General features: G+C 59.0%; 29 protein-coding genes. 18 read left to right on the top strand and 11 right to left on the bottom strand.

From position 1 onward, the window contains the following. The first annotated feature begins 295 nt into the window (after positions 1 to 295). From nrdD to folB, 5 genes are all read left to right on the top strand, one after another. The gene (gene nrdD / locus ACEG18_RS03250; protein ID WP_372541220.1) at positions 296 to 2,518 is read left to right on the top strand and encodes an anaerobic ribonucleoside-triphosphate reductase; all 2,223 of its coding nucleotides are present in this window, start codon (positions 296 to 298) and stop codon (positions 2,516 to 2,518) included. A gap of 428 nt (positions 2,519 to 2,946) precedes the next feature. Further along, complete coding sequence (gene nrdG, locus ACEG18_RS03245; RefSeq protein WP_372541219.1) at positions 2,947 to 3,528, top strand: anaerobic ribonucleoside-triphosphate reductase activating protein; 582 nt, start codon at positions 2,947 to 2,949, stop codon at positions 3,526 to 3,528. Between the two features lie 66 nt (positions 3,529 to 3,594). After that, entirely contained in the window at positions 3,595 to 4,152 is a 558-nt protein-coding gene (gene folE, locus ACEG18_RS03240; protein WP_055251394.1) for a GTP cyclohydrolase I FolE, read from the top strand. A 2-nt stretch (positions 4,153 to 4,154) separates the two neighbouring features. Continuing rightward, positions 4,155 to 4,736: an HD domain-containing protein gene (locus ACEG18_RS03235; RefSeq protein ID WP_172622418.1), complete on the top strand. Its 582-nt coding sequence runs from the start codon at positions 4,155 to 4,157 to the stop codon at positions 4,734 to 4,736. A gap of 43 nt (positions 4,737 to 4,779) precedes the next feature. After that, on the top strand, positions 4,780 to 5,265 hold the full coding sequence (gene folB / locus ACEG18_RS03230) for a dihydroneopterin aldolase (RefSeq protein ID WP_117637452.1): 486 nt from the start codon (positions 4,780 to 4,782) through the stop codon (positions 5,263 to 5,265). 6 nt (positions 5,266 to 5,271) lie between these two features. On the opposite strand, the gene ACEG18_RS03225 is transcribed toward folB, so the two are convergent. Together ACEG18_RS03225 and ACEG18_RS03220 are read right to left on the bottom strand one after the other, a co-directional pair. After that, complete coding sequence (locus tag ACEG18_RS03225) at positions 5,272 to 6,048, bottom strand: M48 family metallopeptidase (RefSeq protein WP_372541218.1); 777 nt, start codon at positions 6,046 to 6,048, stop codon at positions 5,272 to 5,274. A 74-nt stretch (positions 6,049 to 6,122) separates the two neighbouring features. Next, positions 6,123 to 7,136: a dipeptidase gene (locus tag ACEG18_RS03220; RefSeq protein WP_372541217.1), complete on the bottom strand. Its 1,014-nt coding sequence runs from the start codon at positions 7,134 to 7,136 to the stop codon at positions 6,123 to 6,125. 120 nt (positions 7,137 to 7,256) lie between these two features. Here ACEG18_RS03220 and ACEG18_RS03215 point away from each other — a divergent pair, with 120 nt between their 5' ends. From ACEG18_RS03215 to ACEG18_RS03205, 3 genes are all read left to right on the top strand, one after another. After that, positions 7,257 to 7,685 carry an FKBP-type peptidyl-prolyl cis-trans isomerase gene (locus tag ACEG18_RS03215; RefSeq protein WP_117817160.1) on the top strand — a complete coding sequence of 143 codons (429 nt, stop codon included), beginning with the start codon at positions 7,257 to 7,259 and terminating at the stop codon, positions 7,683 to 7,685. Positions 7,686 to 7,688: 3 nt separating this feature from the next. Further along, positions 7,689 to 8,267, top strand: coding sequence for an urease accessory protein UreE (locus ACEG18_RS03210; protein WP_372541216.1), 579 nt, complete (start codon positions 7,689 to 7,691; stop codon positions 8,265 to 8,267). Between the two features lie 83 nt (positions 8,268 to 8,350). Further along, positions 8,351 to 9,148: an HAD-IIB family hydrolase gene (locus ACEG18_RS03205; RefSeq protein WP_372541215.1), complete on the top strand. Its 798-nt coding sequence runs from the start codon at positions 8,351 to 8,353 to the stop codon at positions 9,146 to 9,148. Positions 9,149 to 9,163: 15 nt separating this feature from the next. Here the strand turns inward: ACEG18_RS03205 and ACEG18_RS03200 are convergent, their stop codons facing one another. The 5 genes from ACEG18_RS03200 to ACEG18_RS03180 all read right to left on the bottom strand — a co-directional run bounded on the left by ACEG18_RS03200 (position 9,164) and on the right by ACEG18_RS03180 (position 12,687). Beyond that, entirely contained in the window at positions 9,164 to 9,544 is a 381-nt protein-coding gene (locus ACEG18_RS03200) for a Fur family transcriptional regulator (RefSeq protein WP_172677978.1), read from the bottom strand. Between the two features lie 61 nt (positions 9,545 to 9,605). Beyond that, positions 9,606 to 10,016: an acylphosphatase gene (locus tag ACEG18_RS03195; protein ID WP_372541214.1), complete on the bottom strand. Its 411-nt coding sequence runs from the start codon at positions 10,014 to 10,016 to the stop codon at positions 9,606 to 9,608. Positions 10,017 to 10,018: 2 nt separating this feature from the next. Next, positions 10,019 to 11,125, bottom strand: a complete 1,107-nt coding sequence (locus tag ACEG18_RS03190; RefSeq protein WP_372541213.1) for a Gfo/Idh/MocA family protein — start codon at positions 11,123 to 11,125, stop codon at positions 10,019 to 10,021. Between the two features lie 74 nt (positions 11,126 to 11,199). Continuing rightward, complete coding sequence (rnhA, locus tag ACEG18_RS03185) at positions 11,200 to 11,685, bottom strand: ribonuclease HI (protein WP_117564440.1); 486 nt, start codon at positions 11,683 to 11,685, stop codon at positions 11,200 to 11,202. Positions 11,686 to 11,784: 99 nt separating this feature from the next. Then, positions 11,785 to 12,687: a LysR family transcriptional regulator gene (locus ACEG18_RS03180; protein WP_372541212.1), complete on the bottom strand. Its 903-nt coding sequence runs from the start codon at positions 12,685 to 12,687 to the stop codon at positions 11,785 to 11,787. A gap of 275 nt (positions 12,688 to 12,962) precedes the next feature. On the opposite strand from ACEG18_RS03180, the gene ACEG18_RS03175 reads away from it, so the two are divergent. The 3 genes from ACEG18_RS03175 (at position 12,963) to ACEG18_RS03165 (ending at position 15,759) form a co-directional block, all read left to right on the top strand. After that, a complete protein-coding gene (locus ACEG18_RS03175; protein ID WP_372541211.1) occupies positions 12,963 to 14,273 on the top strand; it encodes an O-acetylhomoserine aminocarboxypropyltransferase/cysteine synthase family protein in 1,311 nt (436 codons plus the stop codon). 311 nt (positions 14,274 to 14,584) lie between these two features. Further along, a complete protein-coding gene (locus tag ACEG18_RS03170) occupies positions 14,585 to 15,361 on the top strand; it encodes a hypothetical protein (RefSeq protein ID WP_099431462.1) in 777 nt (258 codons plus the stop codon). Between the two features lie 191 nt (positions 15,362 to 15,552). Continuing rightward, entirely contained in the window at positions 15,553 to 15,759 is a 207-nt protein-coding gene (locus tag ACEG18_RS03165) for a hypothetical protein (RefSeq protein ID WP_372541210.1), read from the top strand. Between the two features lie 108 nt (positions 15,760 to 15,867). On the opposite strand, the gene ACEG18_RS03160 is transcribed toward ACEG18_RS03165, so the two are convergent. Together ACEG18_RS03160 and ACEG18_RS03155 are read right to left on the bottom strand one after the other, a co-directional pair. Then, positions 15,868 to 16,782, bottom strand: a complete 915-nt coding sequence (locus ACEG18_RS03160) for a ketopantoate reductase family protein (protein WP_372541209.1) — start codon at positions 16,780 to 16,782, stop codon at positions 15,868 to 15,870. A 117-nt stretch (positions 16,783 to 16,899) separates the two neighbouring features. Beyond that, a complete protein-coding gene (locus ACEG18_RS03155; RefSeq protein WP_372541208.1) occupies positions 16,900 to 17,670 on the bottom strand; it encodes a cyclase family protein in 771 nt (256 codons plus the stop codon). Between the two features lie 163 nt (positions 17,671 to 17,833). Here ACEG18_RS03155 and ACEG18_RS03150 point away from each other — a divergent pair, with 163 nt between their 5' ends. From ACEG18_RS03150 to ACEG18_RS03125, 6 genes are all read left to right on the top strand, one after another. After that, a complete protein-coding gene (locus ACEG18_RS03150; RefSeq protein WP_372541207.1) occupies positions 17,834 to 19,024 on the top strand; it encodes an aldo/keto reductase in 1,191 nt (396 codons plus the stop codon). Positions 19,025 to 19,114: 90 nt separating this feature from the next. Beyond that, positions 19,115 to 20,134, top strand: coding sequence for a Gfo/Idh/MocA family protein (locus ACEG18_RS03145; RefSeq protein WP_372541206.1), 1,020 nt, complete (start codon positions 19,115 to 19,117; stop codon positions 20,132 to 20,134). Between the two features lie 144 nt (positions 20,135 to 20,278). After that, positions 20,279 to 21,145, top strand: a complete 867-nt coding sequence (locus tag ACEG18_RS03140; protein ID WP_372541205.1) for a deoxyribonuclease IV — start codon at positions 20,279 to 20,281, stop codon at positions 21,143 to 21,145. Positions 21,146 to 21,292: 147 nt separating this feature from the next. Next, positions 21,293 to 22,153: an ABC transporter substrate-binding protein gene (locus ACEG18_RS03135; RefSeq protein ID WP_372541204.1), complete on the top strand. Its 861-nt coding sequence runs from the start codon at positions 21,293 to 21,295 to the stop codon at positions 22,151 to 22,153. A 117-nt stretch (positions 22,154 to 22,270) separates the two neighbouring features. Further along, positions 22,271 to 23,632, top strand: a complete 1,362-nt coding sequence (locus ACEG18_RS03130; protein WP_372541203.1) for an ABC transporter permease subunit — start codon at positions 22,271 to 22,273, stop codon at positions 23,630 to 23,632. Positions 23,633 to 23,644: 12 nt separating this feature from the next. Further along, positions 23,645 to 24,397, top strand: a complete 753-nt coding sequence (locus ACEG18_RS03125; protein ID WP_099431470.1) for an amino acid ABC transporter ATP-binding protein — start codon at positions 23,645 to 23,647, stop codon at positions 24,395 to 24,397. 116 nt (positions 24,398 to 24,513) lie between these two features. Here ACEG18_RS03125 and ACEG18_RS03120 read toward each other — a convergent pair whose 3' ends face one another. Continuing rightward, on the bottom strand, positions 24,514 to 24,933 hold the full coding sequence (locus ACEG18_RS03120; protein ID WP_372541202.1) for a flavodoxin: 420 nt from the start codon (positions 24,931 to 24,933) through the stop codon (positions 24,514 to 24,516). 46 nt (positions 24,934 to 24,979) lie between these two features. After that, a complete protein-coding gene (locus tag ACEG18_RS03115) occupies positions 24,980 to 25,684 on the bottom strand; it encodes a DUF3793 family protein (protein ID WP_372541201.1) in 705 nt (234 codons plus the stop codon). A 174-nt stretch (positions 25,685 to 25,858) separates the two neighbouring features. On the opposite strand from ACEG18_RS03115, the gene ACEG18_RS03110 reads away from it, so the two are divergent. Continuing rightward, the gene (locus tag ACEG18_RS03110; protein WP_117655290.1) at positions 25,859 to 26,242 is read left to right on the top strand and encodes a heavy-metal-associated domain-containing protein; all 384 of its coding nucleotides are present in this window, start codon (positions 25,859 to 25,861) and stop codon (positions 26,240 to 26,242) included. Positions 26,243 to 26,266 lie beyond the last annotated feature (24 nt).

The following is a 26,266-nucleotide window of genomic DNA, read 5'->3' as shown; positions in this document are numbered from 1 at the left end:
CTAATTGCTTTGACCTGCTGAAACACTATATGTTGTGTTTGATCTAAAAAAAGAATACAGGATATAGATGCCTCTTTGTCGTATGATAGATGGCGGACAGAGAACGAAGACCTTAACTGCCTCTTTTGAACGTGTCTTTGAGCCGCTTGATTGGCTCTAGGGAATGTCCGCATGGAGGCTTATGGTTTATCGAGAACACAGATTGCGCGACGGCGCCGCAAGACAGGGGCAAGCCCTGCCGGGCATCGTTTGGCTCTGAAGCGCGATGAGGCTACGAAGCGAAAGAGGCAAGAGGATGAAGATCATCAAGCGCAGCGGCACCGAGGTTGTCTTTGACATCGATAAGATCGTCAATGCCATCCGCGCCGCAAACTTGGAGGTCGAGGAGAGCTCTCGTCTTACCGACCGCCAGGTGGTTTACGCGGCACAAAACGTCGCCGAGGCATGCGAGAACGCGGGCCACACCGTGTCGGTCGAGGAGATTCAGGATCTGGTCGAGGACGAGATCATGCGTCTCGACTGCTACGAGGTTGCCCGCCATTACATCATCTATCGCTATGTTCAGAGCCTGAAGCGCCAGAAGAACACGACCGACGACAAGATTCTGTCGCTCATCGAGTGCAACAACGAAGAGGTTAAGCAGGAGAACTCCAACAAGAACCCGACCGTCAATTCCGTTCAGCGTGACTACATGGCCGGCGAGATTTCCAAGGACCTGACTCAGCGTGTGCTGCTGCCCCAGGAGATCGTGGATGCTCACAATGAGGGCCTGATCCACTTCCATGATTCGGACTACTTTGCCCAGCACATGCATAACTGCGACCTGGTGAACCTGGAGGATATGCTCCAGAACGGTACTGTTATCTCGGGTACGCTGATTGAGAAGCCGCACAGCTTCTCGACGGCTTGCAACATCGCGACGCAGATCATCGCCCAGGTTGCTTCCTCCCAGTACGGTGGCCAGTCGATTTCGCTGACCCATCTTGCCCCGTTCGTCGAGGTGAGCCGTCAGAAGATTCGCGGCGAGGTCGCCCGCGAGCTCGAGGAGCTCGGCGTTTCCGCATCTCCCGAAAAGGTCCGCGAGGTTGTTGAGGACCGCCTGCGTGACGAGATCCGTCGCGGCGTCCAGACGATCCAGTATCAGGTCGTGACCCTTATGACCACCAACGGCCAGGCGCCGTTCGTGACGGTCTTCATGTATCTCAACGAGGCTCGCTCAGCGCAGGAGAAGCACGACCTTGCCATGATCGTGGAGGAGACGCTCCGTCAGCGCTATGAGGGCGTTAAGAACGAGGCCGGTGTGTGGATTACCCCGGCATTCCCCAAGCTTATCTATGTACTCGAGGACGATAACGTTCACGAGAATTCCCCGTACTTCTACCTGACCCAGCTGGCTGCCAAGTGCACCGCCAAGCGCATGGTGCCCGACTACATCTCCGAGAAGAAGATGCGCGAGCTCAAGCTGTCTAAGGGCGAGACCGCTGGCAACGGCGATTGCTACACCTGCATGGGTTGCCGCAGCTTCTTGACGCCCGACCGCTCCGGTAACGGATTTAACAATGTGGCCAACGCGCTGAACTATGACCCGGACAAGCCCAAGTACTACGGTCGCTTTAACCAGGGCGTTGTGACCATCAACCTGCCCGATGTCGCGCTGAGCTCGCATCAGGACATGGACAAGTTCTGGAAAATCTTCGACGAGCGCCTCGAGCTGTGCCACCGCGCCCTGCTGTGCCGTCATGAGCGTCTGATGGGTACGCTTTCGGATGCCGCACCGATTCTTTGGCAGTACGGTGCCCTCGCCCGCCTGAAGAAGGGCGAGACGATCGACAAGCTGCTCGTGGGCGGCTATTCCACCATCAGCCTGGGGTATGCCGGCCTGTATGAGTGCGTCAAGTACATGACGGGCCACAGCCACACCGAGAAGGAGGGCACGCCCTTTGCCATGGCCGTCATGCAGCGTATGAACGATAAGTGCGCCGAGTGGAAGGCCGAAAGCGATATTGACTTCTCGCTGTACGGTACCCCGCTTGAGTCGACGACCTACAAGTTCGCCAAGTGCCTGCAGCGTCGTTTTGGCATCATCCCGGGCGTGACGGACAAGGGCTACATCACCAACAGCTACCACGTCCACGTGTCCGAGGAGATCGACGCATTCGACAAGCTCAAGTTCGAGGGCATGTTCCAGCAGCTTTCGCCGGGCGGTGCCATTTCCTACGTCGAGGTTCCCAACATGCAGGACAACCTCAAGGCTGTCATCCGCGTGATGCAGTACATCTACGACAACATCATGTACGCCGAGCTCAACACCAAGAGCGATTATTGCCAGGTGTGCGGCTACGATGGCGAGATCAAGATTGTCGAGGACGATGGCAAGCTGGTGTGGGAGTGCCCCAACTGCGGCAATCGTGACCAGGAGAAGATGAATGTCGCCCGTCGCACGTGCGGCTACATCGGTACCCAGTTCTGGAACCAGGGCCGAACCGAGGAGATCCGCGACCGCGTGCTGCATCTTTAATACCGCTCCGGGGCTGAGCCGGGAGGGCCGCTTGGGCATTTGCTCGCTATTTCGGACAGTCCTGCGCAAGACGAAGGCCACATTAAGTGGCCTTCTTTGCGTGCGGAACTCATATCGAGCAAATGCCCAAGCGGCCCTCTCGGTTCAGCCAAGTTGACGTAGCTGAGATGCAGCGCGCGGTCTGATCACCCCTCGAAGTTCTTAGCGGAAATGAGTTGACTCGCAACAATGCTTTGCTTGCGAAGTCGGTTGAGCTGCAGCAAAGTATTTATTGGACCTCGAACCCTATACTCGATGTTCGCTTCGTTCATTGAGTTACCCTTTGCATGAGGCCGGGACATATCGTCCCGCCCGCAGTTTCGCAGGCCGAAGGCCGAGAATGTTTGAGGACGGAATGATATACTCCAGACCCCCCAGGAAGGTTACTTATGAACTACGCGAACATTAAGTATTTCGACATTGCTGATGGGGAAGGCGTTCGTACTTCTCTGTTTGTGAGTGGGTGCCGTCGTGGGTGCAAGAATTGCTTTAACTCTGTCGCGTGGGACTTTGCCGCGGGCGAGCCCTTTGATCGCGCCGTCGAGGACAAGATTATCGAGAGCCTCGGCCATCCCTTTATCGATGGTCTGACGATTTTGGGCGGCGAGCCTATGGAACCTGAGAATCAGGCGGGACTCGTTGAGTTTGCCGAGCGTGTTCGTGCCGCTTATCCTGCGGGGTCAGGAAAGACCATTTGGTGTTTTACCGGCGATGTGCTCGAGGAGCTTATGCCGGGAGGACGCCACCATACCGAGGTCACGGACCGTATCCTTACCTGTCTTGATATGTTGGTGGACGGCCCGTTTGTTCAGGACCTGTACGATATCACGCTGCGCTTTAGGGGCTCGAGTAACCAGCGCGTGATCGATATGAACGCCACGCGTGCCCGTGCTGAGCGCGAGGGCGTTGCGCTTTGTGATGCGGTTGAACTTTGGCGTGATGATCCGGTCTATTCGACCCATACTATGTAGCTTGTGGTCGATGCCGGAGGGCGTGGTACCATAGCGCGAACGTGAAATCGGAAAAGTGAGGCCCAGATGGTCGATCAGGAAAAAGTCGAGGCCGCCATTAAGCTGTTGCTTGAGGGCATAGGCGAGGACCCAACTCGTGAGGGCCTGCTGGAGACCCCGGCGCGCGTTGCCCGTATGTATGGTGAGATCGCCGGCGGCATGGACCAGAGTGCCGAGGAGCACCTGTCCAAAACCTTTGCCGTCGCTTCGAACGATTTGGTTATCGAGCGCGACATTACGTTCTACTCGCTGTGCGAACATCATCTGCTGCCGTTTTATGGCAAGGCCGCCATTGGTTATATCCCTAACGGTCGGGTGGCTGGGCTTTCCAAGCTCGCCCGCACGGTTGAGGTTTATGCCCGCCGTCTTCAGCTGCAGGAGCAACTGTGCACACAGGTTGCCGATGCCCTCATGGATTATCTCGCTCCCCAGGGAGCGATTGTGTTGATGGAGGCCGAGCATATGTGCATGACGATGCGTGGCGTGCAAAAGCCCGGCACCAAGACCGTGACGCTTGCTCGCCGCGGCGTCTTTGAGACCGATCCCGCGCTCGAGGAGCGTTTCTTTAGGATGCTGGGCCGCTAACCATGAGAGTCGTCAACGACTTTACATCGAAGACCGATGAGGGGACGTCGCGTCGCGGCTTTATGGCTTCGGGCCTGGCCCCCTTTGGTGCCATGCCTCGCATTGATTACATTTGTGCCAACGGGCTGTTTCGGCGGCACCTGGGCAACATCGTACAGTTGGAATCGGGGCGCATCTTCTGCCGCCACGGTATTGACCATCTGCTCGATGTCGCTCGCATTATGTGGATCAAGAATCTCGAGGAGCAGCTCGAATTTGACCGCGAGGTCATCTACGCCACGGCACTTCTTCACGATATCGGCAAAGATGAACAGTATGAATCGGGTATATCCCATGATGTTGCAAGCGAACGCGTCGCTGATGCGATTCTCGGCGGCATGCCCGATGACGTGGCGTTTGAGCCGGCCGATGCCGCAGCCATTAAGACGGCCATTCTGGGCCATCGAAAGCTGCGCGTGAACAGCCAACCGCTCGAGCGTCTGCTCTATGCAGCCGACAAAGCGTCGCGCGCCTGCTTTGCATGCCCCGCGCGCAATGCTTGCAACTGGAGCGATGATAAAAAGAACCTGTCGATTCGCGTGTAGTTAGTTTGCGCGGTCGGGGTTCTAAACGAAGGAGACGATCGCGTTGAGTAACAAAAAACTGCCCGAGAATGCAACCAAGACTGAAGGTACTGAGCTCGCCCGCCGTGGAAGGGGCGAAATATCCACCGCAACGGCGGTGCCTCACGTGAGCTATGACGATCTGCGCCATGCCGATCGTATTGTTATTGACGGCCTTGAGGTTTTTGCCAACCATGGCGTGTATCCCGAGGAGAACGCGCTGGGTCAGAAGTTCATCGTTTCTCTGGTGCTCTATGCCGACCTGCGCGCGGCGGGGGAGCACGATAACCTGGACGCCTCGATTGACTACGGCTCGGTGTGCCACGATGTCGATGGCTATCTGCGCGAGCACACGTTTAAGCTCATCGAGGCGGCAGCCGAGGGGACAGCCCAGATGCTGCTGCGCCGTTATCCCTCGCTGCTTGGTGTGCGCATAAAGCTCGATAAGCCGTGGGCTCCTGTTGGCCTGCCCCTGGCAAGCTGCGGCGTCGAGATCGAGCGCGTGCGCTAGTCGACGCTAGAGCTTGTTGAGGGGTGGCTGCTTGAGCCGCTGCGACAGAGCTCTATTGTTAGGGCAGTACGTGTCGAGCAGGGCGTGAAACCGCTGATTGTGGCTTGGCTCGAGCAAGTGGACGAGCTCGTGGGCGACAACCATGTCGAGGCATTCGATGGGATAGGCGGCGAGCTCGCGCGCGATGCGAATGGCGCCGGTTTTGGGTGTGCAGGAGCCCCAACGCGTTTTCATGCTGCGCACGGAGACGCGGGCCACGGTGACGTCCATTGCGATTTCGTGCGCGTGCACGATGTCGCGTAGCGCTGCGGTGACCTCGGACGCGTAGAGCTGGTCGATGTGGGCTTGGAGCTCGTCGGACGTTAGGCCGTCGAGGATTGCGTGCCGCTTGGCCTGCGGGCCTTCGTCCGATTCATCGGTACCCATAAAACTTGCGAAGGTGGCCTGTTTGGGTCGCGGTGCGGGTGATGCAAAGTTGTGATCGAGTGCATCCTGTACCGTGATGGGCTTGCCCCAAAGTGCAGTGATGGACGAGGGGCTGAGCGGCTCTCGTGCCGTCGCCTGACGCTGCTCGCGCTGGGCAAGTCGGCTGATAATCCAGGCGCTGTTGCGCTTCACAAACGCTTCGATACGCTCGCGGCTGGCGCCGATCGGTGCGCTGGCGTGGACCTCGCCGCTCGATGTGACGCGTAGGTTGAAGTTCTTGACGCGCTTTTTGGTAACGACGACGGGGATGGTCGTCCCATCCGGTCGGGATGCGGAAATCGTAAACTGCTGCGTCAAAAGCGGTCCTTCAGATCGGGGACGGGCCGGCATGTCGACCGTTCGGCATGCCGGCCCGCTCAAGGGATGTGAAATTAATAACGCTCGAAGAAGGCAAGCGCGTTGTCGCTGCAGAGCTTTTGCATCACGGTCTTGCCAAAATGCTTGGAAAGCATGTTCTGGAACTCGGGCATCTTGCTGGCATCGGAGAGGAAAGCGGGCACAGTGGCACCGTCCCAGTCGCCGCCGAGCGCGATGACGTCCTCGCCGCCCAGGTCGAGCCAGTGCTCGATATGCGCCGCCAGCTGGTCGAAGGTGACGTCTGCGGCGGTCTTGTCGGTTGCGTCGTTGGAAAGGAACTCGCTGCAGTAGTTGAGGCCGACGATGCCACCCATATCGCGAATGGCGCGGAACTGGTCGTCGGTAAGGTTGCGTTTGGCGCCGCAAACCGCACGGGAGTTGGAGTGGCTGGCGACGAAGGGACGCGTGGCGCGGGCGGCGACCTCGTCAAAGCACTCATCGTTGAGGTGGGAGACGTCGAGCACCATGCCGGCGTGCTCCATCTGCGTAAGCGCCTCGATGCCGGCGGCGGTGAGGCCGGCGTGGGTGTCGTGGCCGCTCGCGAGCGGTCCCTGCGCGTTCCAGCTGAGTGACGACATAAGCACGCCCAGGCTCTTGAGCACCTCGATCAGCGCGGGGTCCTCGGCAAAGAACGTGGCGTTTTCGATGGTGTGGATGCAGGCGACCTTGCCGTCCTTGAGCGCAGGGCGAATGTCTGCCGCGCTGCGCACGTTGACCATACGGTCGTGGTTGAGCATCGCCTGGCCGCTCATGTGCGCCATGATCTGCGCCTGGAAGCGCGCGGCGTGGGCGGTGGGAATCTCGTCGGGGACAAATGTGGCGAAGCACTGTGCCCACGGCGTGTTGCCGATCTTTGTGAGCGAGATGGCGCAGGCGTTGCCCTCGATGAGGTCGAAATCTTGCGGATGCGTTTCGTCGCCGGGGAAATAACCGTCGGTGCCGGCGGTAAAGCGCAGGTCGAGATCGAGCGTGGCCCAGCCGATGCGGTCGGCGGTGTCACAGTGTAGGTCAAATACGGGATATGCCATAGTTCCTCCGGTTGCAGCGTTTCTTTGCAAACTGTCTTTGAATTGTATGACTAGGGTATAGTTAGCGCCATATGTTCACGGCGGCCCGCGTTGTGCGCCGCCCTTATCACGGAGGTTACCATGTCCAACCAGGGCAAGAAGGTCAAGACCCATTATCGTGGCACGCTCGACGACGGCACGCAGTTCGATAGCTCTTACGATCGCGGCGAGCCGCTGGAGTTCACCTGCGGCGCCGGTCAGATGATCAAGGGCTTCGACGCCGCTGTTGTCGACATGCAGGTGGGCGAGAAGAAGACCGTGCACATTCCCGCTGCCGATGCCTACGGCGAGCACAACCCCGAGATGGTCCTGACCTTCCCGGCGGAGCAGGTCCCCAATATCGAGCAGATCGAGAAGGGCATGAAGCTCTTCCTGTCCACGCCGAGCGGCATGCCCGTCCCTGCCGTCGTCATCGACGTGACGCCCGAGGCCGTGACGCTCGACGCCAACCACGAGCTCGCCGGCAAGGACCTCAACTTTGATATCGAGCTCGTCGAGGTCGAGGACTAGAGTATGCCTGAACGCTTGGTTTCGACGACATGCTTGGGAAATCTCAACGATCCGTCCTATGAACTCCTGCTTCGCCGGGAGCTGGGCGGTGTCTTTGAAGTTGACGAGCTACTGCTCGATTGGGACCAGGCTGATGCATGCGCGTTTGTGGGCGTGACGGAGCTGGGGCGCACGATCGATGTTCGGTTGGATACTGCCGACGGCGGTCGTCTTGCCGATGGCGACGTGCTCGCCATTGACCGTTCGGGCATGGTGCCCGTGGTGGTTGTCGTGCGCCTGCGCAGCGCCGAGGTCTATTTGGTCGAAGTCGATCGCATGGATCCGATTGCGCTCGCGCATGCGTGCTGGGAGATCGGCAACATGCATGCGCCGCTCTTCCGGGGTGACTCGGATGAGCATACCGTGCGCATGTATACGCCGGTGCAGCCGGTTTTGGGCCGTATGCTTCGCGGCGTCGAGGGAGCTCGAATCTCGATTGTTTCGCACGAGCTCGATGCGGGCCGACGCTTTGCGTCGAGCGCGGCCGATGTTGTCGTGAGCATGGCTCCGGACTTTACCATCGTTAAAAAGACGCGCGACTAAGCGCGCGTATGCGCAAGACGGGCTTTGAGGGGCGACCAATCAAAGTCCGTCTTGCTGTTGATAGGAGGCTTTGGGGGAAGCATATGGGTCTTGAGGGAATCAAGCTGATTGCATGCGATTTGGACGGCACGTTGCTGCATCCGGGGGAGCGCGAGCCGCGTTCCGAGGCCTTTGAGCTTATCGATGAGCTACATCGTCGCGGTATCGTGTTTATGCCGGCGAGTGGCCGTCAATATGCGAGCCTGCGCTACCTGTTTGCCCCGGTGGCCGATGAGCTCGTCTATGTATGCGAAAACGGAGCCCTGGTGATGAGCGAGGGGCGTGCCGTTGTCAAGCGTTCCATGGAGCGTAGCCTTGCTATGGATATCGCGAACGCCGTGGTTGCGTATCCCCATGCCGACGTGACCCTTTCGTGCGAGGGACACCTCTACACCATGAGCGGCAACGATGCGTTTGTTGATCACCTGCGCTATGAGGTCCATTGTGATGTGGCGATAGTCGACCGTCCCGAAGACATTGACGAGGATGTCATTAAGATTGCCTTCCAGACGCCCGAGGCAGAGCAGCCGGCGGCGCTGGAGTATTTCGAGCGCCTCTTTAGCGACCGTGTCGACGTGATGACGTCGGGAACCGAGTGGACGGACTTTATCGGCTTTGATTCGGGCAAGGGTTCCGCGCTTGCCGATTACGGTCGCGCTCTGGGGATTTCGCCCGATGAGATGATGGCGTTTGGCGACAATGAGAACGATCGCGACATGCTCAACGTCGTGGGCCATCCCTATCTGATGGAGAGCTGCAACCCCACCATGCGCGGCATCAACGACCGTGTCCGCTACACGCGCACGGTCGAAGAAGAGCTGCGTCGTCTACTTGCCGAGTAGGCATGTCCCAAACATCTACCGGCAGTCGGGGCAGAGACCCTCGAAGATGGTGTAGTGCGATGTGACGTGCCAGCCGATTTGCTCGGATGCCTTGGCGTCGAGCTGGGCATCGAAGGGGAGCGGTACGTCGATGACGCGGCTGCACGAGGTGCAGATGATATGCGCATGCGGCTCGATCGTGCGATCGAAGCGGCTGCCGCCCGGCGTCTTGATGGAGAGGATCTCGCCGGCGTCGGCCAAGAGATTGAGATTGCGGTAGACCGTACCGCGGCTGATTTTGTCATCCTGCGCGCGCACGACGTTGTAGATTTCGTCGGCGGTGGGATGGTTATAGCTTTGGCGCACGGCGTCAAGAACCAGCTTTCGCTGCCTGGTATTCCTTCTTTGCACCGCCATGCGCCTCGCCTCTTTTCTATCAACGGTCGTAGGTAAATGATACCGTATTTAGCACACAATACTAATAACGAGGACTGAAACCGTCTTCATCGGCAAGTGGGGCTCGGGCCTGGGCGTCTACGAGGCGAAAACGCGTTCCCATGCGCTCGTAGGAGGCATGAAGCGCCTCGAGATGAGATAAGATGTTTGCCGGAGCTCCCTGTATCTCCATCTCGACCGAGCCGTCTTCCATGTTGCGCACCCAGCCGGTGAGTGCGCGTGCCTGCGCGAGGTTGGTGTTGGTAAAGCGAAAACCAACGCCCTGGACTTGCCCCGCCCAGCGCAGGAAATAGCGCAGGGGAGTGTCTTGAGTGGCCTCGTCGCTTGCGAGCACGGTGAGCCTACGGCGCAGCTCGAGCTCGACGCCAGAGGGCTTTTGGGGTTCGCGGCCGCTGCCGGCGACGCCCGAGAAAAGCTTGTCGAAAAAACTCATCGCTATGCCTGCTTGTTAGAGTCAGCGGGGAAGGCGATGCCCGCCTGCTGACGTACGGCATCCATGATGCGCAGCGACACGAGCGTGACATCGCGGTAGTGTCCGAGCTCGTGGCGTCCTGCCGGCGTTTCCCAAATCTCATCTTTAACGTGATGAACGCCGTCGATGGCGGTGATAAAGTCGGCGAGCTCGTATTCCATGGTGTTGCTTGACTTGGGAAGGTCGAGCGCGCGTCCGTTGCCGCCTTGCTCGCGCGGCGCTTCGGTCGCCGATCCGCGCACGACCTCGCCGCGATAGTCGATGCGAACGTCGCGGGGCGTGGACAGATGGTCAATCTGGATAGTGCCACGCTCGCCTTCGATCTGCGAGGGCAGCAGGTCATTCGTAATTTTGGAGTGCGCGAGCTCGACGGAGATACGGCCACCGCCGTAGCTGGCGAGGATGGAACCGCAGCCATCGATGGGGCCGTGCGTGAGCTCTTGCGTTGAGGGGTCAAGCAGCGTGGTCATGCTGGTGAGACCGGAGGGCATGCCGAAGATCTCGACCATGGGCTCGACGGTGTAGACGCCGATGTCCATGAGGGAGCCCGAGGCCATGTGGCAGTCGAAGATATTGGTGGCGCGCCCCGCGAGAATCTCGTTGTAGCGCGAGGAATATTTGCCAAAGCGCAATGAGGCGCGGCGGATGGGGGCGATCTCGCCCAGGGCGTCCTCGATGGCGTGGAAGGCGGGATCGTGGAGGGGACGCATGGCCTCGAGGGCCACGACACCTGCTGCCTCGGCAGCGCGGAAGACTTCCAGCGCCTGCGCTTCGGTGGCGCAGAAGGGCTTCTCGACGATGACGTGCTTGCCACCGGCGATGCAGGCAAGGGCCTGCTCATAGTGAAGTGCGTTAGGGCTGCCGATATAGACGGCGTCGACGTCGGCGGCTGCCGTAAGCTCATCGAGTGAGGTAAAGTTTCGCTCGCCACCGCGCTCGGCGGTAAAGGCGGCACCGCGATTGGCATCGCGTGAAAGCGTGCCCACGAATACGGCCTGTTCGTTGGCATTGACGACTTGGGTAAAGTCGTCGGTGATCATGGATGTGCCGATGGTCGCTATGCGCAGCATGTGTCCCCCTTGCATTGTTTGGTCTACAGGACGAGTGTAGCGCGAGGGGGACGCAAAAACGTGCGAAAACGTCGTTACAGGTCGCTCTCGTTAAAGCCGGTGTCGATATCGAGGTTGCTGCCGTCGGCCGCCGTGGTGGCAAGCTCGTCGCAGCGCTCGTTGAGCTCGTGACCGGCGTGACCCTTAACCCAGATGAACTCAACCTTGTGCTTGCTTTTGGCGGTGAGTAGGCGCTCCCACAGGTCGCGGTTCTTGACGGGTTGCTTGTTGGCGGTTTTCCATCCGCGCTTTTTCCAGCCGTCGATCCAGTGCTTGTTAAAGGCGTTGACGACATACTGCGAATCGGAATGGACTTCGACCTCGCAGGGGCGGTTGAGCGCCTCGAGCGCCACGATGACAGCCATGAGTTCCATGCGGTTGTTGGTGGTCTTGGCGTAGCCGCGCGAAAGCTCGGAGGTGAAGGTCTTGCCGGCGGGGTTGGTGTATTTGAGCACGGCGCCGTAGCCACCGCGTCCCGGATTTGATCGGGCAGAGCCGTCGGTGTAGATGATGACCTTCACGGGCTTCCTTTCGTTGAGTGCGCTTCATGTGAGTGACCATTGTAGCGCCATGCCCGCCGGGGGCTAACAATCTACGATTTCTACCCCGTCTTCCGACAGTTAGTTGGCATGGATGATGCGGTTGAGCTCGTCGAGGTATTGCTGCAAGAGGGGAGAGGGTTTGCGCTCGTCGTGCATGATATAGCCTACGCGCATCGTTGGGGCGTCTGCTAACGGGATCGATGCCATACCCCATTGCATTTCATTGGAGAGGACGCCGGTCGACAGGGTGTAACCGTTCGACGTGATAAGTAAGTTAGTAAGTGTTCCGCGGTCCGAGATTCGTATGTTGCGGTCGCAAGGGATATAGCTAAAAGGTTCCTCGGCGTAATAGAAGGAGTTTGAGGTTCCCTGCTCAAAGCTGTAGCGCGTATAGGGCGTGAGGTCGGCAAGGGACAGCTGAGGGCGGCGGGCGAGCGGGTGGCGCTCGCTAACGAAGACGTGGACCGTCGCGTCGAATAGGGGATGGAAGCTTGCGCGGGAATCGGCGAAGGCCTTCTGCAGAACGCGGGCGTTAAAGTCATCCAGATACAGAATGCCGATATCGCTGCGAAACGCACGGACGTCATCGATGATCTGCGATGTGGTGGTCTCGCGCATGATGAACTCGAACTTGCTGTCGCGGCAGCGCTCGACTACGTTGACAAAGGCCTCGACCGAAAAGGCGTAGTGCTGGGCGGAAATGGCGAGGCGGGCTTGCGGTGTGCCACCGTCCTCGTAGCGTGCCTCGAGCATGTCGGCCTGCTCTACGACCTGGCGCGCATAGCCCAAAAGCTCGGTGCCGTCGTTGGTGAGCGTGACGCCGCGGCTGGAGCGCGTAAAGATCTCCAGATGGAGCTCTTGTTCTAGGCTTTTGACGGCGTTTGAGATGTTGGACTGAGCGGTATAGAGGCGCTGAGCTGCGGCGTTGATTGAGCCGGACTCTGCCACGGCGATAAGAAAACGAAGCTGCTGGAGGGTCATCGGTGCCCGTCCTTTCGATAGCTATCTAAAAAACCGATAACAGGTTAGCGCTTTTAAGTGATTGACCGAGCGAAACAATGCTCGTACTATTCAAAACACACAAAGGCGGTAGGTAATTAAGCCGACCACGGAACCGGGATGTCAAAAGGAGGACCGCATATGAACTGCTTGCCAAGACGAATGCCGGGCTCCTGTTTGCGCCCGTTGGCGTGATCAGGAGACAGCGACTTATTTTTCTCTTATTTATTTACCTTCGTTCGATCAAGGAGATCATCATGAGCCAGTTCATCAACAACCCCGAGCACACCTTTGGTTTCGATACCCTGCAGCTTCATGTTGGCCAGGAGAGCGCCGACCCCGCATCCGACTCCCGCGCCGTGCCTATCTACCAGACCACGAGCTATGTGTTCCGCAACTCCCAGCACGCCGCCGACCGCTTTGGTCTTGCCGACGCCGGTAACATCTACGGCCGTCTGACCAACTCCACCCAGGGTGTCTTTGAGGACCGTATCGCCGCGCTCGAGGGTGGCGTGGCCGGTCTTGCCGTTGCCTCCGGTGCCGCTGCCATCACCTATACCCTGCAGGCTCTTGCCCAGGCTGGTGACCACGTGGTGGCTCAGAAGACCATCTACGGTGGCTCCTACAACCTGCTGGAGCATACGCTCTCCCAGTTTGGCGTCGAGACCACGTTTGTCGATGCTCATAACCTGGAAGAGGTTGAGGGTGCCATCAAGGACAACACTACGGTCATCTACCTCGAGACGCTCGGCAACCCCAACTCTGACATCCCCAACATCGACGCCATCTCCGAGATCGCCAAGAGGCACGGTCTGCCGGTTGTCGTCGACAACACTTTCGGCACCCCGTATCTGTTCCGTCCGCTGGAGCATGGCGCCAACATCGTTGTCCACTCCGCAACCAAGTTCATCGGCGGCCACGGCACCTCGCTGGGCGGTGTGATCGTCGACGGCGGTAACTTCGATTGGAAGGCGAGCGGAAAGTACGCCCAGATCGCTGAGCCCAACCCCTCCTACCATGGTGTTTCGTTTGCCGAGGCTGCCGGTCCCGCCGCCTTCGCAACCTATGTCCGTGCCATCCTGCTGCGTGACGAGGGTGCCTGCATCAGCCCGTTCAACGCCTGGGTCCTGCTCCAGGGCACCGAGACCCTGTCGCTGCGCGTCGACCGCCATGTCGAGAACACCAAGAAGGTCGTTGAGTTCCTGGCTGGTGACAGCCATGTCGCCAAGGTGAACCACCCGAGCCTGCCTGAACACCCCGATCACGAGCTCTATCAGAAGTACTTCCCCAACGGCGGCGCTTCGATCTTCACCTTTGAGATTAAGGGTGGCCAGGAGGCTGCCTGGAAGTTCATCGATCATCTGCAGGTGTTCTCGCTGCTCGCCAACGTGGCCGACGTCAAGTCGCTCGTCGTGCACCCGGCTACCACCACGCACTCCCAGCTCTCTGCCGAGGAGCTCGCCGAGCAGAACATCACGCCCTCCACGATCCGTCTTTCCATCGGTACCGAGAACGCCGAGGACATCATTTGGGATCTGAAGCAGGCCTTCGCCGCGCTGGACGAGTAAGGCGACTTGTGCAAGGACCCCTTGCGACTCGATAGGTATAACTGCATAAATGCCTGCTCAAGGCGCCTGCGCAAGCAATGGTTGCGCAGGCGTCTTTTTTGCATAGGAAGGGCGCTATTACAGGGTTTTTGGCATGCTTTATGCATTTGAGTTGTGGAAAACTCCTGTTGAGAGGATGTGAGTTTTACGCAATTGACGTGCGCCTTTTGAGTAAAACCGCAGGTCGCGATTTGCTCGAGGTACTATGCAGCGCGATCGAATCACACGCAGCTCAAACGCAGCAAAAACGCACTACGGAGGTTTCCAGCTACATGAGGATCGATTCGCGAAAACCGAAAGCCGCCGCCCTTTCCGCCGCTCTGACCGTGGCGCTTTTGGCGGGCGCCGGCGCAACTGATGCCCACGCGGCAACACTGTCCGATACGGTTGGATCTACGCCGTCCGAGACGACGCTGGTACAGCCCGTTGATTATCGCGGCGATGGTTATGGTTCCATGCAGGAGTGGAACGCCTCGATGGAGGCCAAGCGCGATTCCCTTGAGATGCGTGCTCAGATTATCCTAAACATGTATGGTGACTATGCCACCGATGACGAGCGCGCTGTGCTGCAGGGTTGTATCGATGGTGCGGGCAGCCTTTTGACGATGGGGGAGGTCGACGCGAAGTCGACCGAGCTCGATGAGCTGCGCACTGCGCTTGAGAATGCCAAGCGCGAAGCGCTCGAGGCCGCTGCCGCCGAGGCAGAGGCTGCCGAGGCCGCCCAGGCTTCGTACTACAACGCCGGCTACACTCCGTCCTACGCGTCTGCCGCGTCCTACGCGAACGGATCGGGCCTGACGCGCTCTGCGGGTGTCAATAACTACAACGGGCGCCGCGAGACCTATTACAGCAGCAATGTGCTTTATCACTATCGCACGGGCGAATGGACTCAGGATTCTGAGGGCTTCTGGCGCGATTCCGACGGCTATTACGTTGTTGCCGCGGGCGATATGGCCCAGGGCTCGACCTTTACGGGCTCCAAGGGTGATTGCAAGGTCTATGACTCCGGCTGCGCCGCCGGAACCACCGACTACTACACCGGTTGGTAATCTGCCATCAGAGCAAAATAGGCACATGATGGGCGGGCGTCTTTACTGAGCTTTTAGGCAACGTAAAGCCGCCCTTTCTTTATGTGCGTTTGAGTTAACAGAGCCCTTACCGTGGCGGTACGCTGGGCGTATGCATGCGGGGCACACTGGTTCATGAGAAATAAGGTCTTTCTCGTGGAGGAAGTGGTCTCATGAACGCTCGAGATATCGCTATCGCCGCCGTCGCATTGGTACTTGGCTGTCTTGGCCCTACAGCTGCGTTTGTCGCAGGCATGCAGGGCTCGTGCGGGGCTGCTCCTATTGTGGTCGGCGTGCTCATCGCAGCAGCGCTGCTGGGAAGTGCGGGCGTGACCCTTTGCCGCGATGACGAGGACGAGACGCCGCAGGTGCGGCGCTAGCCGTTGTGAAGCTGGTTTTGCCCATAGATGAAGAAGGAAGCCGCCGCAAGGGGAGTGCCCTTTGCGGCGGCTTTTGCTATTGAGGCTGTTGGATGCGGTGCGGCGGCGTTACCAGCTGGCCTCGATTTCGAGGATGCGCGAATAGAGCCATTCGTTTTGCGGCACCTGGATACCGTGCTTGGCCGCGAGGCGGCAGATGGTACCCGCAAATTCCTCGACTTCGGTTCTGCGTTGAGCGATGCGGTCTTGCGCCATCGAGGGCATGCCGGCGGGATCGAGCCCTTTTATGAGACGCACCATCTGCGTCAGGTCTTCCTCGGTGAGCTCGATGCCCTCGGCATTGGCGACTGCAAGCGTCTCGCGCATGGCGGAGACAAAACTGCGGAGCTGCTCGGAGCCCTGCTCCGTAGCGCTTCCGTAGGTGCCGCCGTAGGCCATACAGGTCTGGTTGATGCCGTCGTTGAGCATGAGTTTGGCCCACATGCGATGTGCGATGTCGTGCTCGACGGTATGGGCGATGCCGCAGCGCGTGTAGAGCCCGTCGATAGCGGTGACGGTCGCGGGGTCGGTGCCGGCGGCCGCACCAAAGCGGATCTCGCCCGCATTGGTAAAGGTGAGCGCGCCGTTGAGAAACACAGCGTCCATGCCTTGGCAGATTCCGAGGACGGTGTGCCCCCAGCCAAAGCGCTCGGCAATCTTTTGCTCGCTGGTGATGCCGTTGCATAGGGATGCGATGAGCGTGTCGGGCCCTACGATGCGTTCCATAGTCTTGAGCGCCTGGTCGAGTCCGGTTGTCTTGACCGTGAGGATGACCAGGTCGACGGGCGTCGCCTCGCTCGCGCGGACGGATTTGAGCGCGCAGGGCTTGCCGTTGACGGTGAGCGCATCGCCCGCGTGGCGCTCAAAGCGCGCGTCGTCCATAACGTATTCGACGGCATCGTTGCCGAGTGCCTGGGCGATCATGCTGCCGTAGAGTAGCCCGACGCCGCCCTTGCCGATAAAGGCGACCTTGTTGATCTGCATGTGAATCATCTCCCCATAAAAAGGCGCCCGCGTATGGGGCGCCTGATGGATTGTATGCCGCCGGGCCATGTCGCGTGCACCGGATGGCCGTATTTAGAAGAACAAACGCATGGGAACTTATGACGCGGGGCAGACCGCAAAGACACGTGCGGGATATCCGACGCCATCACGCACCTTGGGGAAGGTGCAGAAGATGATGGCGCCCGTGGCGGGAAGCTCGTCCAGATGGTCCATGACCTCAATCTGGTAACGGTCGACCGAGAGGATGTACTGTTCGCCGGGGTAGGGGTAGGCATCCTCGCGTGTGGTCACGGTTGCGGGGTCGGTGTCTGCCGGTTCGTGGCCGATGGCACCGATGTTGCGCTCTTCTACAAGCCATTTGATGGCATCGAGGTCCCAGCCGGGGTAGTGGGGCTGGCCGTCTTCGTCCTTGTTTTCGAGGTCGGCGAGCTTGGACCAGTCGGAGCGGAAGGCGACAAAGGCGTCCTCGGGAATGCGGCCGTGCTCGTTCTCCCAGGTCTTGAGGTCATCGACGGTCAGAATAAAGTCGGGGTTTGCGGCGCACTCCTCGTGCTTGTCGATCACGCAGAGCGGATGCATAAACTCGATGGGTTCAATCTCTCCAAGGGAACGACCCTCGACATGGAAGTGGCGCGGCGCGTCGACATGCGTGCCGTACTGCGAGGCGACCGAATACTGGAAGCAGCGCATGGGCGCGAGCATGTCCTTGGGCGTGCCGGGCAGGTAGTCGAAGAGCTTTGTGGACTCAAAAGGCTTAAAGCCAAACCAGTGCGGGGTGTCGCACGAGAGCGTGTGGGTGAGGTCGACCCAGCGATAATCGGTGCTTTTGAGCTGGGATGCGAGATTCCAAAGGTCGAGAGCGGGCATGGGTGACTCCTTTCATCGGGCTTTTTGCTGATGTTAAAGCGGTGCCGTGACAGCTCGATTTCTGCTGCGTTACGATACGTTCTCGATTGCGATTCCACGATGTTTCGGCCGCGTGACCATTGTGTTTCGCCTTGCCGGGGCGCTGATGGCGAAAGGAGGGGCCGTGCAATACCGCGTTGACCCCAAAAGTGGTAACCGAATATCCGCTCTGGGTCTGGGCTGCATGAGATTTCCCGGTGCGCCGGGACACCCCGATGCGAAGACAGCCGATACCATCATTTCCCGTGCGGTGGAGCAGGGGATTAATTATCTGGATACCGCGTATCTCTATCCCGGTAACGAGGTGTGCGTGGGCGCCTCACTTGAGCGCTTGGGGCTGCGCGACCGGGTGTTGCTGGCGACTAAGTTGCCGCACGCTTCGTGCAAGTGCGCGGAGGATTTCGACCGGTTCTTCGGCGAGCAACTGCGCCGCCTGCGGACCGACCATATCGACTATTACCTTATGCACAACATCACCTCGCCCGCCCAGTGGGAGCGCGTGGTGGCGTTGGGCATCGAAGACTGGATTGCGCACCAAAAGGCGACGGGGCGCATTCGCCAGATTGGTTTTTCGTACCACGGCAGCGCCGCGGACTTCCTGACGATGCTTGACGCGTATGACTGGGACTTTTGCCAGATCCAGTACAACTACGCTGGAGAGCGCTACCAAGCGGGAACGGCGGGGCTCATGGCGGCTGCGGAGCGCGGGCTCGCGGTGTTTGTGATGGAGCCGCTTTTGGGTGGACGCCTGGCGGGCAAGCTGCCTCCGCGGGCCCGCGCTGTGCTCGATGGCGCCCGTGACCCGCATTTGCGCACTCCTGCCGCCTGGGGACTTTCGTGGGTGTGGAACCATCCTCAGGTCACGATGCTGCTTTCGGGCATGACCGATACCGCACAGGTGGACGAGAACGCGGCATTGGCGGATCGCGCACTGCCGAATTCGATGACGACAGAGCAGCTCGATACCATCGCACGTGTGCTAGGAGAGTTTGAGAAATCGAATCGCGTACCCTGTACGGGGTGCGGCTACTGCATGCCATGCCCCAAGGGCATCAATATTCCCGGCTGCTTTGCCGCCTACAACGCGAGCTACGCGCATAGTTGGTTTACGGGGCTGTCTCAATACTTTACGGCGAGCGCGGTGCGGACGAACGAGCCCAAGCTGGTGAGCAATTGCGTCAAGTGCGGCAAATGCGCACGTCACTGCCCGCAGCACATCGATATTCCCGAGCGTCTCGACGATGTGCGCCGACGTTTCCAGCCTGGCCCCGTAACGGCTGCGCTTAAAGCCTTTTGCAAAACGCGCTCCTCATGACCCTTTTATAACTTGCGGTGGAATAGTTCCTGTTTGCGGCAGAATGGGGCTTAAACAGGAACTATTCCACCGCAACTGAAGGGGGCCGTCGTGGGCCATCGGGATTCATGTGATGATTTGCGCGAGGTTCGTTGGGGCGTTTTGGGCGCTGGGCGCATTTCGCATCGATTTGCATCGTCGCTCAAGGAGGTGGACGGGGCACGGCTTGTGGCTGCCGCCGGTCGCACCCCTTCGCATGTTGAGGAGTTTTGCAGGACGTTTTCGATTGATGCCGCGCACAGTTATGCCACGGCTGACGATAGCGGCGATGCGGCTTATGATGCGCTGATTGCCGATCCCGATGTCGACGCAATCTACTTGGCTCTTCCACATGGTATGCATGCGCATTGGGTCTGTCGGGCACTGCGCGCGGGAAAGGCCGTGCTGTGCGAAAAGCCGGCCGTTTTGAGTGAGGAAGAGGCCCATGCGATTGCCTCCGTTTCCCGTGAGTGCGGCGTGCCGTTTATGGAGGCGATGAAAAATCGGTTTTGTCCGATGCATACTTGCGTGAAGGGTTTGCTTGCGTCGGGCGAGCTCGGCCGTATCGTCTCGATTGAAAGCGTGCAAAAACTCGATTATGGTGAGTCGCCTTCAAGTTATCTGCTCGATCCGTTGCAGGGTGGCTGTCTATATGACATGGGCTGCTACGCGGTCGGGTGGTTTGAGGATCTGCTTGCGGGTGTGTGCGATGTTTCGTCTCGTGAAGTTCGCTGGCGTGACGTATCGGGCGGCCGCGTGGATTGGGCCGATGAGATCCATATGAGTGTCGGCGGTATACCCATTCATATGGTGTGCGATGGCAAAGCAGCATATGAAAGCCGCTTAACGATTGCCTGCGAGCGGGGTTTGTTGGAAATCGAGCGCCTCCATCGCCCCGAGCTTGCCCATGTGAAGTACTCCGACGGACGAATGCTCGAAATAAATGCCCCGTTTGAGGTCGATGATTTCTACGGCGAAATTCAGCATGCGACCCAGCTCATCCGGGCGGGGAAACTCGAGAGTCCCGTCATGCCCCTTGCCGCCACACAGCGCTGTGCGCAGATCATTGATGCGATTCGCTTGACGCTCTAGGTTGCGGTGCTGCTGCTCAAGGGGGCTCGGCGGACCGTGCCCCTGATGCCCCTTTTATATCTTGCGGTGGAATACGGTCTGTTTGCGCCAAAATAAGGCACCAATAGACCGTATTTCACCGCAACTGATGAGGGGGAGCTGGAGATGCTGACGATCGGGTGTCATCTTTCGACGACGAAGGGCTATCGGGCAATGGGGGAGACGGCGCTATCCATTGGCGCCAATACCTTTGCGTTCTTTACGCGCAACCCGCGCGGTGGCAAGGCAAAAGAACTTGACATGGATGACGTGGCGGCTCTGCGCGAGCTTATGGCACAAAACGACTTTGGACCGCTGGTGGCGCATGCCCCGTATACCTACAACCCCTGTTCTGCCAAAGAGCGGGCGCGCGAGTTTGCCTTGGAGGCAATGGCCGAGGACTTGCAGCGTCTGGAAGCACTGCCCGGCAACTACTACAACTTCCATCCCGGTGCGCATGTGGGACAGGGCTCCGACGTCGGCATTCAGATGATTGTCGACACGCTGTGCCAGGTGATGTTTGAGGGGCAGCAGACGACGGTATTACTCGAGACCATGGCAGGCAAGGGCACCGAGGTGGGCCGTAGCTTTGAAGAACTGGCGTGTATTATCGAGGGCGTTGCCGCCAAGCGCCCAGAGCTGTCCGATAAGCTGGGCGTTTGTTTGGACACCTGCCATGTGAGCGATGCCGGCTACGACATCATCCATGATCTGGACGGCGTACTCGACGAGTTCGACCGCGTGGTGGGTATCGATCGCTTGCATGCCGTACATATCAACGATTCGAAGAACCCTTGTGGCGCCCATAAAGATCGTCACGAGTGCATCGGCAAGGGATACCTTGGCAGCGAGGAATTTGGTGGCGGTATGCAGGTTATGCAGAATATTGTATCGAATAGCCGCTTGCGTGCACTTCCATTTATTTTGGAGACGCCGAACGAACTTGCAGGTTATGCAGCTGAAATTAGACTATTAAGGTCATTGCAGCAGTAATGACTGTCACAAAGTAGAGTATTCCATTCACGTTATGGGTTTGTTTCAATCAGTTTTCTCATTGCAGATTCGTAATTCCGGGTGCATAATAGCCAACAGTTTTTGCAGACCTCTGAATCAAACGAGGTCACCGGAAGGAGACTGATTATGAAGCTGAAGAAGCTCGGCGCATTTGCCGCCACGGGTGCTATGGCGCTCGCCCTTGCTCTGACGGGCTGCGGCTCGTCCAACGCCACCTCTGGTTCTGATGCTGGTTCCAGCAGCTCTGACGACGCTAAGGTCGAGAAGGTCGACGGCTCCAAGGAGTACGCGCTCGTCAAGGACGGTACGCTGACCGTCGGCACCTCTGCCGAGTACGCTCCGTTTGAGTACAAGGATGACAACGGCGATTATCAGGGCTTTGACCTTGAGCTCATCAAGGCTATCGGCGACAAGCTGGGCCTGGATGTCGAGTATATCAACAATGACTTTGACACGCTGGTTCCGGGCGTCGCTTCGGGCGCCAAGTATGACGTTTCCATCGCGGCTATCACCGACACGCCCGAGCGTGAGAAGGAAGTCACTTTCTCTGATTCCTACTACATGGACGATCAGGCTATCGTGACCAAGGTCGATAACACCGACATCACGGCCGATAACTTCAGCGAGAAGCTCAACAACGCCGACGCTACCATCATCGTCCAGTCTGGCTCGACCGCCGAGGCCTTTGCCCAGGAGAACTTCCCGAAGGCCAAGATCGTCCCCTACAAGGACGCCACCGAGTGCTTCAGCGCCCTGCAGTCCGATAAGGGCGACGCCGTAGTCACCAACCGCTCCGTTGCCAGCCAGCTGACCGCCGAGCAGTTCAACACCTGCCAGACCATCAAGCAGATCAGCACCGGCGAGGAGTACGCCATCGCCATCAACCAGGGCAACACCAAGCTCAAGGACGACATCAACCAGGCTATCAAGGACCTGACCGATGACGGTACCGTTGATGCCCTCATGGCTAAGTACAACATCAAGTAAAATAGCTACTTGATTGCGCGCGGGCCCTTTCCGTTTTGCGGAGAGGGCCTTTGCGCTTCTCTTGACGGAGAGCGTTTCCGTCTCGTTTTGCCGGCAACTTCTACGATAGGAGCCACCTTGTCTCGACTGAACAAAGGGGCCGCGGAGCAGCGTTTTCCACTGCCCGCCTTGCTCCAAAAGCTAGCCTGCGTCATGGCCGTGGCGCTCGCGCTGGTGTGCGCGGGGGCATATGCGCCCACGACCGCCCAGGCGCTTGAGACCGCAAAGATTACCGCCCGACCCAACACCGGTTCGGGCAGCGATGTGGTCGGCGGCACCGAGACGCGCATTACCTGGGAAGTTCAGGCCGATGCCGACGAGGAGCTGAGCGGTCTTTCGCTGACGTTTGTTGACGGTACGACGTTTGGTACCGATGACACGCGATTGACGATGCTCTCGGGCGAGGACCTCATGGATCGTACGCCCATGAAGCCCACGTGCAAGGCTGACGGCCAGACGCTCAAGATCGACTTTGGCGAGACGGCGCCTGCCGGCGGCTTTTTCCGTGTCGAGGTTTACGGCGTGACGTTTCCCGTCGAGGGCGGCGAAGAGGCCTTTAGCGGCACCTATACGCTCGCCGACGGTTCGACCAAGAAGATTTCTAAGATTCCTTCCGTCGAGATTAAGGGCGTGACGGCTTTCGATAACTTCCTGGCCGATCTTAAGGAGCAGCCGTGGGTCGAGGCCTGGAACTCCAATATGTTCCTGCGCTTGTTCTTGAACCCGGTCATTTTGGTCCAAAGCCTGCCGATCGTCTTCAAGGGCTTCCTTATGTCGCTCTCGATCGTGCTCGTGGCGTTTCCGCTGGCAATTCCCTTTGGCTTTGCCTTGTCGCTCATGCGCATCTCCAAGTCACGCATCCTGCGTTGCCTTGCCGGCATCTATGTGAATATCATCCGTGGTACGCCGGCGTTCCTGCAGATCTATATCGCGTTCTTCGGTCTGCCGTTGGCCGGCGTCAAGGTGGACGACTATGTCTTGGGCGTTATCGTCATGGCCATGAACTCGTCTGCGTACCTGTGCGAGATCTTCCGTGCCGGTATTCAATCAATCCCCAAGGGCCAAAACGAGGCTGCTCGCTCTCTGGGCATGAATGCCTTCCAGACGCTGCTCTACGTTATGATTCCGCAGACGTTCCGCAATGTTTTGCCTACGCTGACCAGCGAGTTTATCTTGCTTTACAAGGATACGTCGCTGCTTGCCGCCGTGGGTGTGGTCGAGATCGTCATGAACGCCCGTACCATCGTGGCCACGACGGGCTCCATCACGCCGTATGTGGTTGCCGCCCTGTTCTATCTGGTCATCACCCTGCCACTCGCTCGCTTGGTGAGCGGCCTTGAGGCGAGGCTTTTGGGTACGGCCGAAACCAAGAAGAAGCGTCCCGCCAAGAGCGCCGGGCAGGTCGTCGCGACGCCCGCCGATCACATCGCCGGTCTGTAAGGAGGTCCTATCATGAGCGAAACCAATAACTCGAACGAGGTTGTCGTCAGCATCAAGAACCTCCAGAAGGCCTTTGGCGATAACGTGGTCCTGCGCGATATCGATCTGGATGTGCATAAGGGCGAGGTCGTCGTAGTTCTGGGTCCCTCGGGCTCGGGTAAGTCGACGATGCTTCGCTGCATCAACCGCCTGGAGCATCCCACGAGTGGCTCGATTGTCGTTGAGGGTGTGGACGTGTGCGCCAAGGGCGTCGACCTTAACAAGGTGCGCACGCATCTGGGTATGGTGTTCCAGCAGTTCAATTTGTTCCCGCACCTGTCAGTCAAAAAGAACGTCATGCTTGCGCAGCAGAAGGTGCTCAAGCGCAGCAAGGAAGAGGCCGAGAAGATTGCCGTCGAGGAGCTGACCAAGGTCGGTCTTGCCGAGCGTATCGACTTTATGCCGAGCCAGCTCTCGGGCGGCCAGCAGCAGCGCGTTGCCATCGCCCGCGCCCTGTCGATGAACCCGCACGTCATGCTCTTTGACGAGGCCACCTCGGCGCTCGACCCCGAGCTCGTGCGCGACGTCCTGGGCGTCATGCGCGACTTGGCGCGCGAAGGCATGACCATGATCGTCGTGACGCACGAGATGGGCTTTGCCCGCGATGTCGCCGACCGCGTCGTCTTTATGGACGGCGGCGTCATTGTGGAAGAGGGTACGCCGAGCGAGGTCTTCGACCACCCCAAGAGCGAGCGCACCAAGGCGTTCTTGGGCAATATCTCGTAGCCGGTTGATGTAACTGCCGTTACAAAAGAGCGGGGGCTGGACTTGAATCCAGCCCCCGCTCTTTTGTAGGGATGGGGATGCGCTGTGATACAGGCTCTTTTGGAGGCCTGGTTTCGTTACGCGAGCTCGGCTCCGAGAGCCTTGCAGGCGGCCTCGCCCTCGTCGTCGGGCGCGTCGTAGCAGATGGCGGAGTCCACGACGTTGACGCCGGCCTCGTCGGCGTCGGCCTTCCAGTTGTCCATCCACTCGCCCTCGGCCCACGAATAGGAGCCAAAGAGGACGACCTTCTTGTCGCCGAGAGTCTCCTTGACCTCATCCCACATAGGCTGAAACTCGTCATACTCAAGCTCCTCGGAGCCCATGGCGGGGCAGCCGAAGGCGAAGGCATCATATTCGGCGGCCTTGTCGGCAGAGAAGTCGGCGCAGGGGATGACCTCAGTCTCGGCCCCCGCGGACGTGGCGCCTTCGGCGACAAGGTTTGCCATGGCCTCGGTGTTGCCCGTGCCGCTCCAGTAAACGACGGCGATCTTGCTCATGTTGAGTCCTTTCGGTTGTGCGGCGTAGCGTCGCGGTTTGTACGTTCTATCGGGTCGCCTGGGCAAGTTGTGCCAGGCTGCAGCCCTGCTGATAGACAAAAGTGAAGTATTGGGTGCAGGCACGGTAGGCATCAAACGTCGCAAGCGCCTGCTCGACATTTGCGTAGACCTTCCAGGCCCCAAAGACCTTGTAGTTCTCGCCGCGCTGGACGATAAACTCGTGCACGTCGTCGTAGGGATATCCAAGGAAGTAGCCTATTTCGTGCGGAAACTCGCAGGTGCAGTCTTTGCTGCAGCTAGCTTGCTGGGGTAGTGCGCATCGAGTCTGGCTGCAGGCGCATTCCGCGACGTTATTGCTCGCGAGCGTGATGCGTGATGCCAAATGCACAAGGCATGTCGAAAGGTCTCTCGTGTCGTAGCCTTCCGAGGTGAGCGCCGTTTGGGCGCGAGGGTCTGCGAAATAGGTGGTGAGGCTTTTGGCTCGGTACGCGTACACGAGCGCTCCGCAGGGCCGCCAGACCAAAACACTCAGGTGGATGCCGAGCGGGTCAAGCTCGCGATTGCACTGGGCGATAACGTTGAGCAGGCGTGCTCGGCGTTCTGCGATGGTTTCGGTTGTGGTCGAGCCGTCCCCGTGGGCGTAGGTGCCTGGATAGGTAAAGAGCGATGCCGGCTTGATGCCCGCGAGCGTGGGAGAGCAGTTGCGCACGACTGCTGCCTGAAACGTTGGGATGTCTATGGTTCGAGTCACGTCGCTCCTTACGGATCTAAACTGTTAGCCTAGGAAAACTTATACACGAAAGTAAGCCATGGTCAACAAAAAAGTTTGAAGAGGGAAACTAATTGACCGAACAGACATGATTTTGGGTTAAGATGGGGACACCCCATGGGGGTATCTAGATAGTGCTACTTGAAAGGGGAGCGCATGAGTGACTTGCTCAACCCTGCGAATCTCATCGTGCTGGCCGTCATTGCCGTCGGCATGTTTTTTGGACTGCGTCGCATTGCCGCTTCGACACGCGGGAAGAGTTGCTGCAGCGATGGTACGAGCGGCAAGAAGGCCAAAAAGGTTGTTGTGGTGGATACCGATGCGTCACACTATCCCTATAGCGATGAGCTGCTCATCGGCGGCATGAGCTGTGACGGTTGCGCTCAGAACGTAGCCAATGCCCTCAATGCGCTGGATGGCGTGTGGGCAACGGTGACGTATGCGGACCACACGGCACGCGTGCGCTCTAAGCAGCCGGTTGATCGTGGTGTCCTCGAGACAGCCGTGAAAGACGCGGGCTACTACGTCATGACGCTGTAAGCGCCGCCCTGGATGCGCTTCCTT

It is taken from the genome of Collinsella aerofaciens, from assembly GCF_041537385.1.
In the GTDB taxonomy this organism is placed as follows: Bacteria; Actinomycetota; Coriobacteriia; order Coriobacteriales; family Coriobacteriaceae; genus Collinsella; species Collinsella aerofaciens_BV.
The sequence above is the reverse complement of the archived record's forward strand: the minus strand, read 5'-3'. Positions and strand labels throughout refer to the sequence as shown.

Bases quoted from the DNA above. Each gene is read 5' to 3' on its own strand.
- nrdD (WP_372541220.1), top strand. From the start codon at position 296: ATGAAGATCATCAAGCGCAGCGGCACCGAGGTTGTCTTTGACATCGAT.
- nrdG (WP_372541219.1), top strand. From the start codon at position 2,947: ATGAACTACGCGAACATTAAGTATTTCGACATTGCTGATGGGGAAGGC.
- folE (WP_055251394.1), top strand. From the start codon at position 3,595: ATGGTCGATCAGGAAAAAGTCGAGGCCGCCATTAAGCTGTTGCTTGAG.
- ACEG18_RS03235 (WP_172622418.1), top strand. From the start codon at position 4,155: ATGAGAGTCGTCAACGACTTTACATCGAAGACCGATGAGGGGACGTCG.
- ACEG18_RS03220 (WP_372541217.1), bottom strand. From the start codon at position 7,136: ATGGCATATCCCGTATTTGACCTACACTGTGACACCGCCGACCGCATC.
- ACEG18_RS03215 (WP_117817160.1), top strand. From the start codon at position 7,257: ATGTCCAACCAGGGCAAGAAGGTCAAGACCCATTATCGTGGCACGCTC.
- ACEG18_RS03210 (WP_372541216.1), top strand. From the start codon at position 7,689: ATGCCTGAACGCTTGGTTTCGACGACATGCTTGGGAAATCTCAACGAT.
- ACEG18_RS03205 (WP_372541215.1), top strand. From the start codon at position 8,351: ATGGGTCTTGAGGGAATCAAGCTGATTGCATGCGATTTGGACGGCACG.
- ACEG18_RS03200 (WP_172677978.1), bottom strand. From the start codon at position 9,544: ATGGCGGTGCAAAGAAGGAATACCAGGCAGCGAAAGCTGGTTCTTGAC.
- ACEG18_RS03195 (WP_372541214.1), bottom strand. From the start codon at position 10,016: ATGAGTTTTTTCGACAAGCTTTTCTCGGGCGTCGCCGGCAGCGGCCGC.
- ACEG18_RS03190 (WP_372541213.1), bottom strand. From the start codon at position 11,125: ATGCTGCGCATAGCGACCATCGGCACATCCATGATCACCGACGACTTT.
- ACEG18_RS03180 (WP_372541212.1), bottom strand. From the start codon at position 12,687: ATGACCCTCCAGCAGCTTCGTTTTCTTATCGCCGTGGCAGAGTCCGGC.
- ACEG18_RS03175 (WP_372541211.1), top strand. From the start codon at position 12,963: ATGAGCCAGTTCATCAACAACCCCGAGCACACCTTTGGTTTCGATACC.
- ACEG18_RS03170 (WP_099431462.1), top strand. From the start codon at position 14,585: ATGAGGATCGATTCGCGAAAACCGAAAGCCGCCGCCCTTTCCGCCGCT.
- ACEG18_RS03165 (WP_372541210.1), top strand. From the start codon at position 15,553: ATGAACGCTCGAGATATCGCTATCGCCGCCGTCGCATTGGTACTTGGC.
- ACEG18_RS03160 (WP_372541209.1), bottom strand. From the start codon at position 16,782: ATGCAGATCAACAAGGTCGCCTTTATCGGCAAGGGCGGCGTCGGGCTA.
- ACEG18_RS03155 (WP_372541208.1), bottom strand. From the start codon at position 17,670: ATGCCCGCTCTCGACCTTTGGAATCTCGCATCCCAGCTCAAAAGCACC.
- ACEG18_RS03140 (WP_372541205.1), top strand. From the start codon at position 20,279: ATGCTGACGATCGGGTGTCATCTTTCGACGACGAAGGGCTATCGGGCA.
- ACEG18_RS03135 (WP_372541204.1), top strand. From the start codon at position 21,293: ATGAAGCTGAAGAAGCTCGGCGCATTTGCCGCCACGGGTGCTATGGCG.
- ACEG18_RS03125 (WP_099431470.1), top strand. From the start codon at position 23,645: ATGAGCGAAACCAATAACTCGAACGAGGTTGTCGTCAGCATCAAGAAC.
- ACEG18_RS03120 (WP_372541202.1), bottom strand. From the start codon at position 24,933: ATGAGCAAGATCGCCGTCGTTTACTGGAGCGGCACGGGCAACACCGAG.
- ACEG18_RS03110 (WP_117655290.1), top strand. From the start codon at position 25,859: ATGAGTGACTTGCTCAACCCTGCGAATCTCATCGTGCTGGCCGTCATT.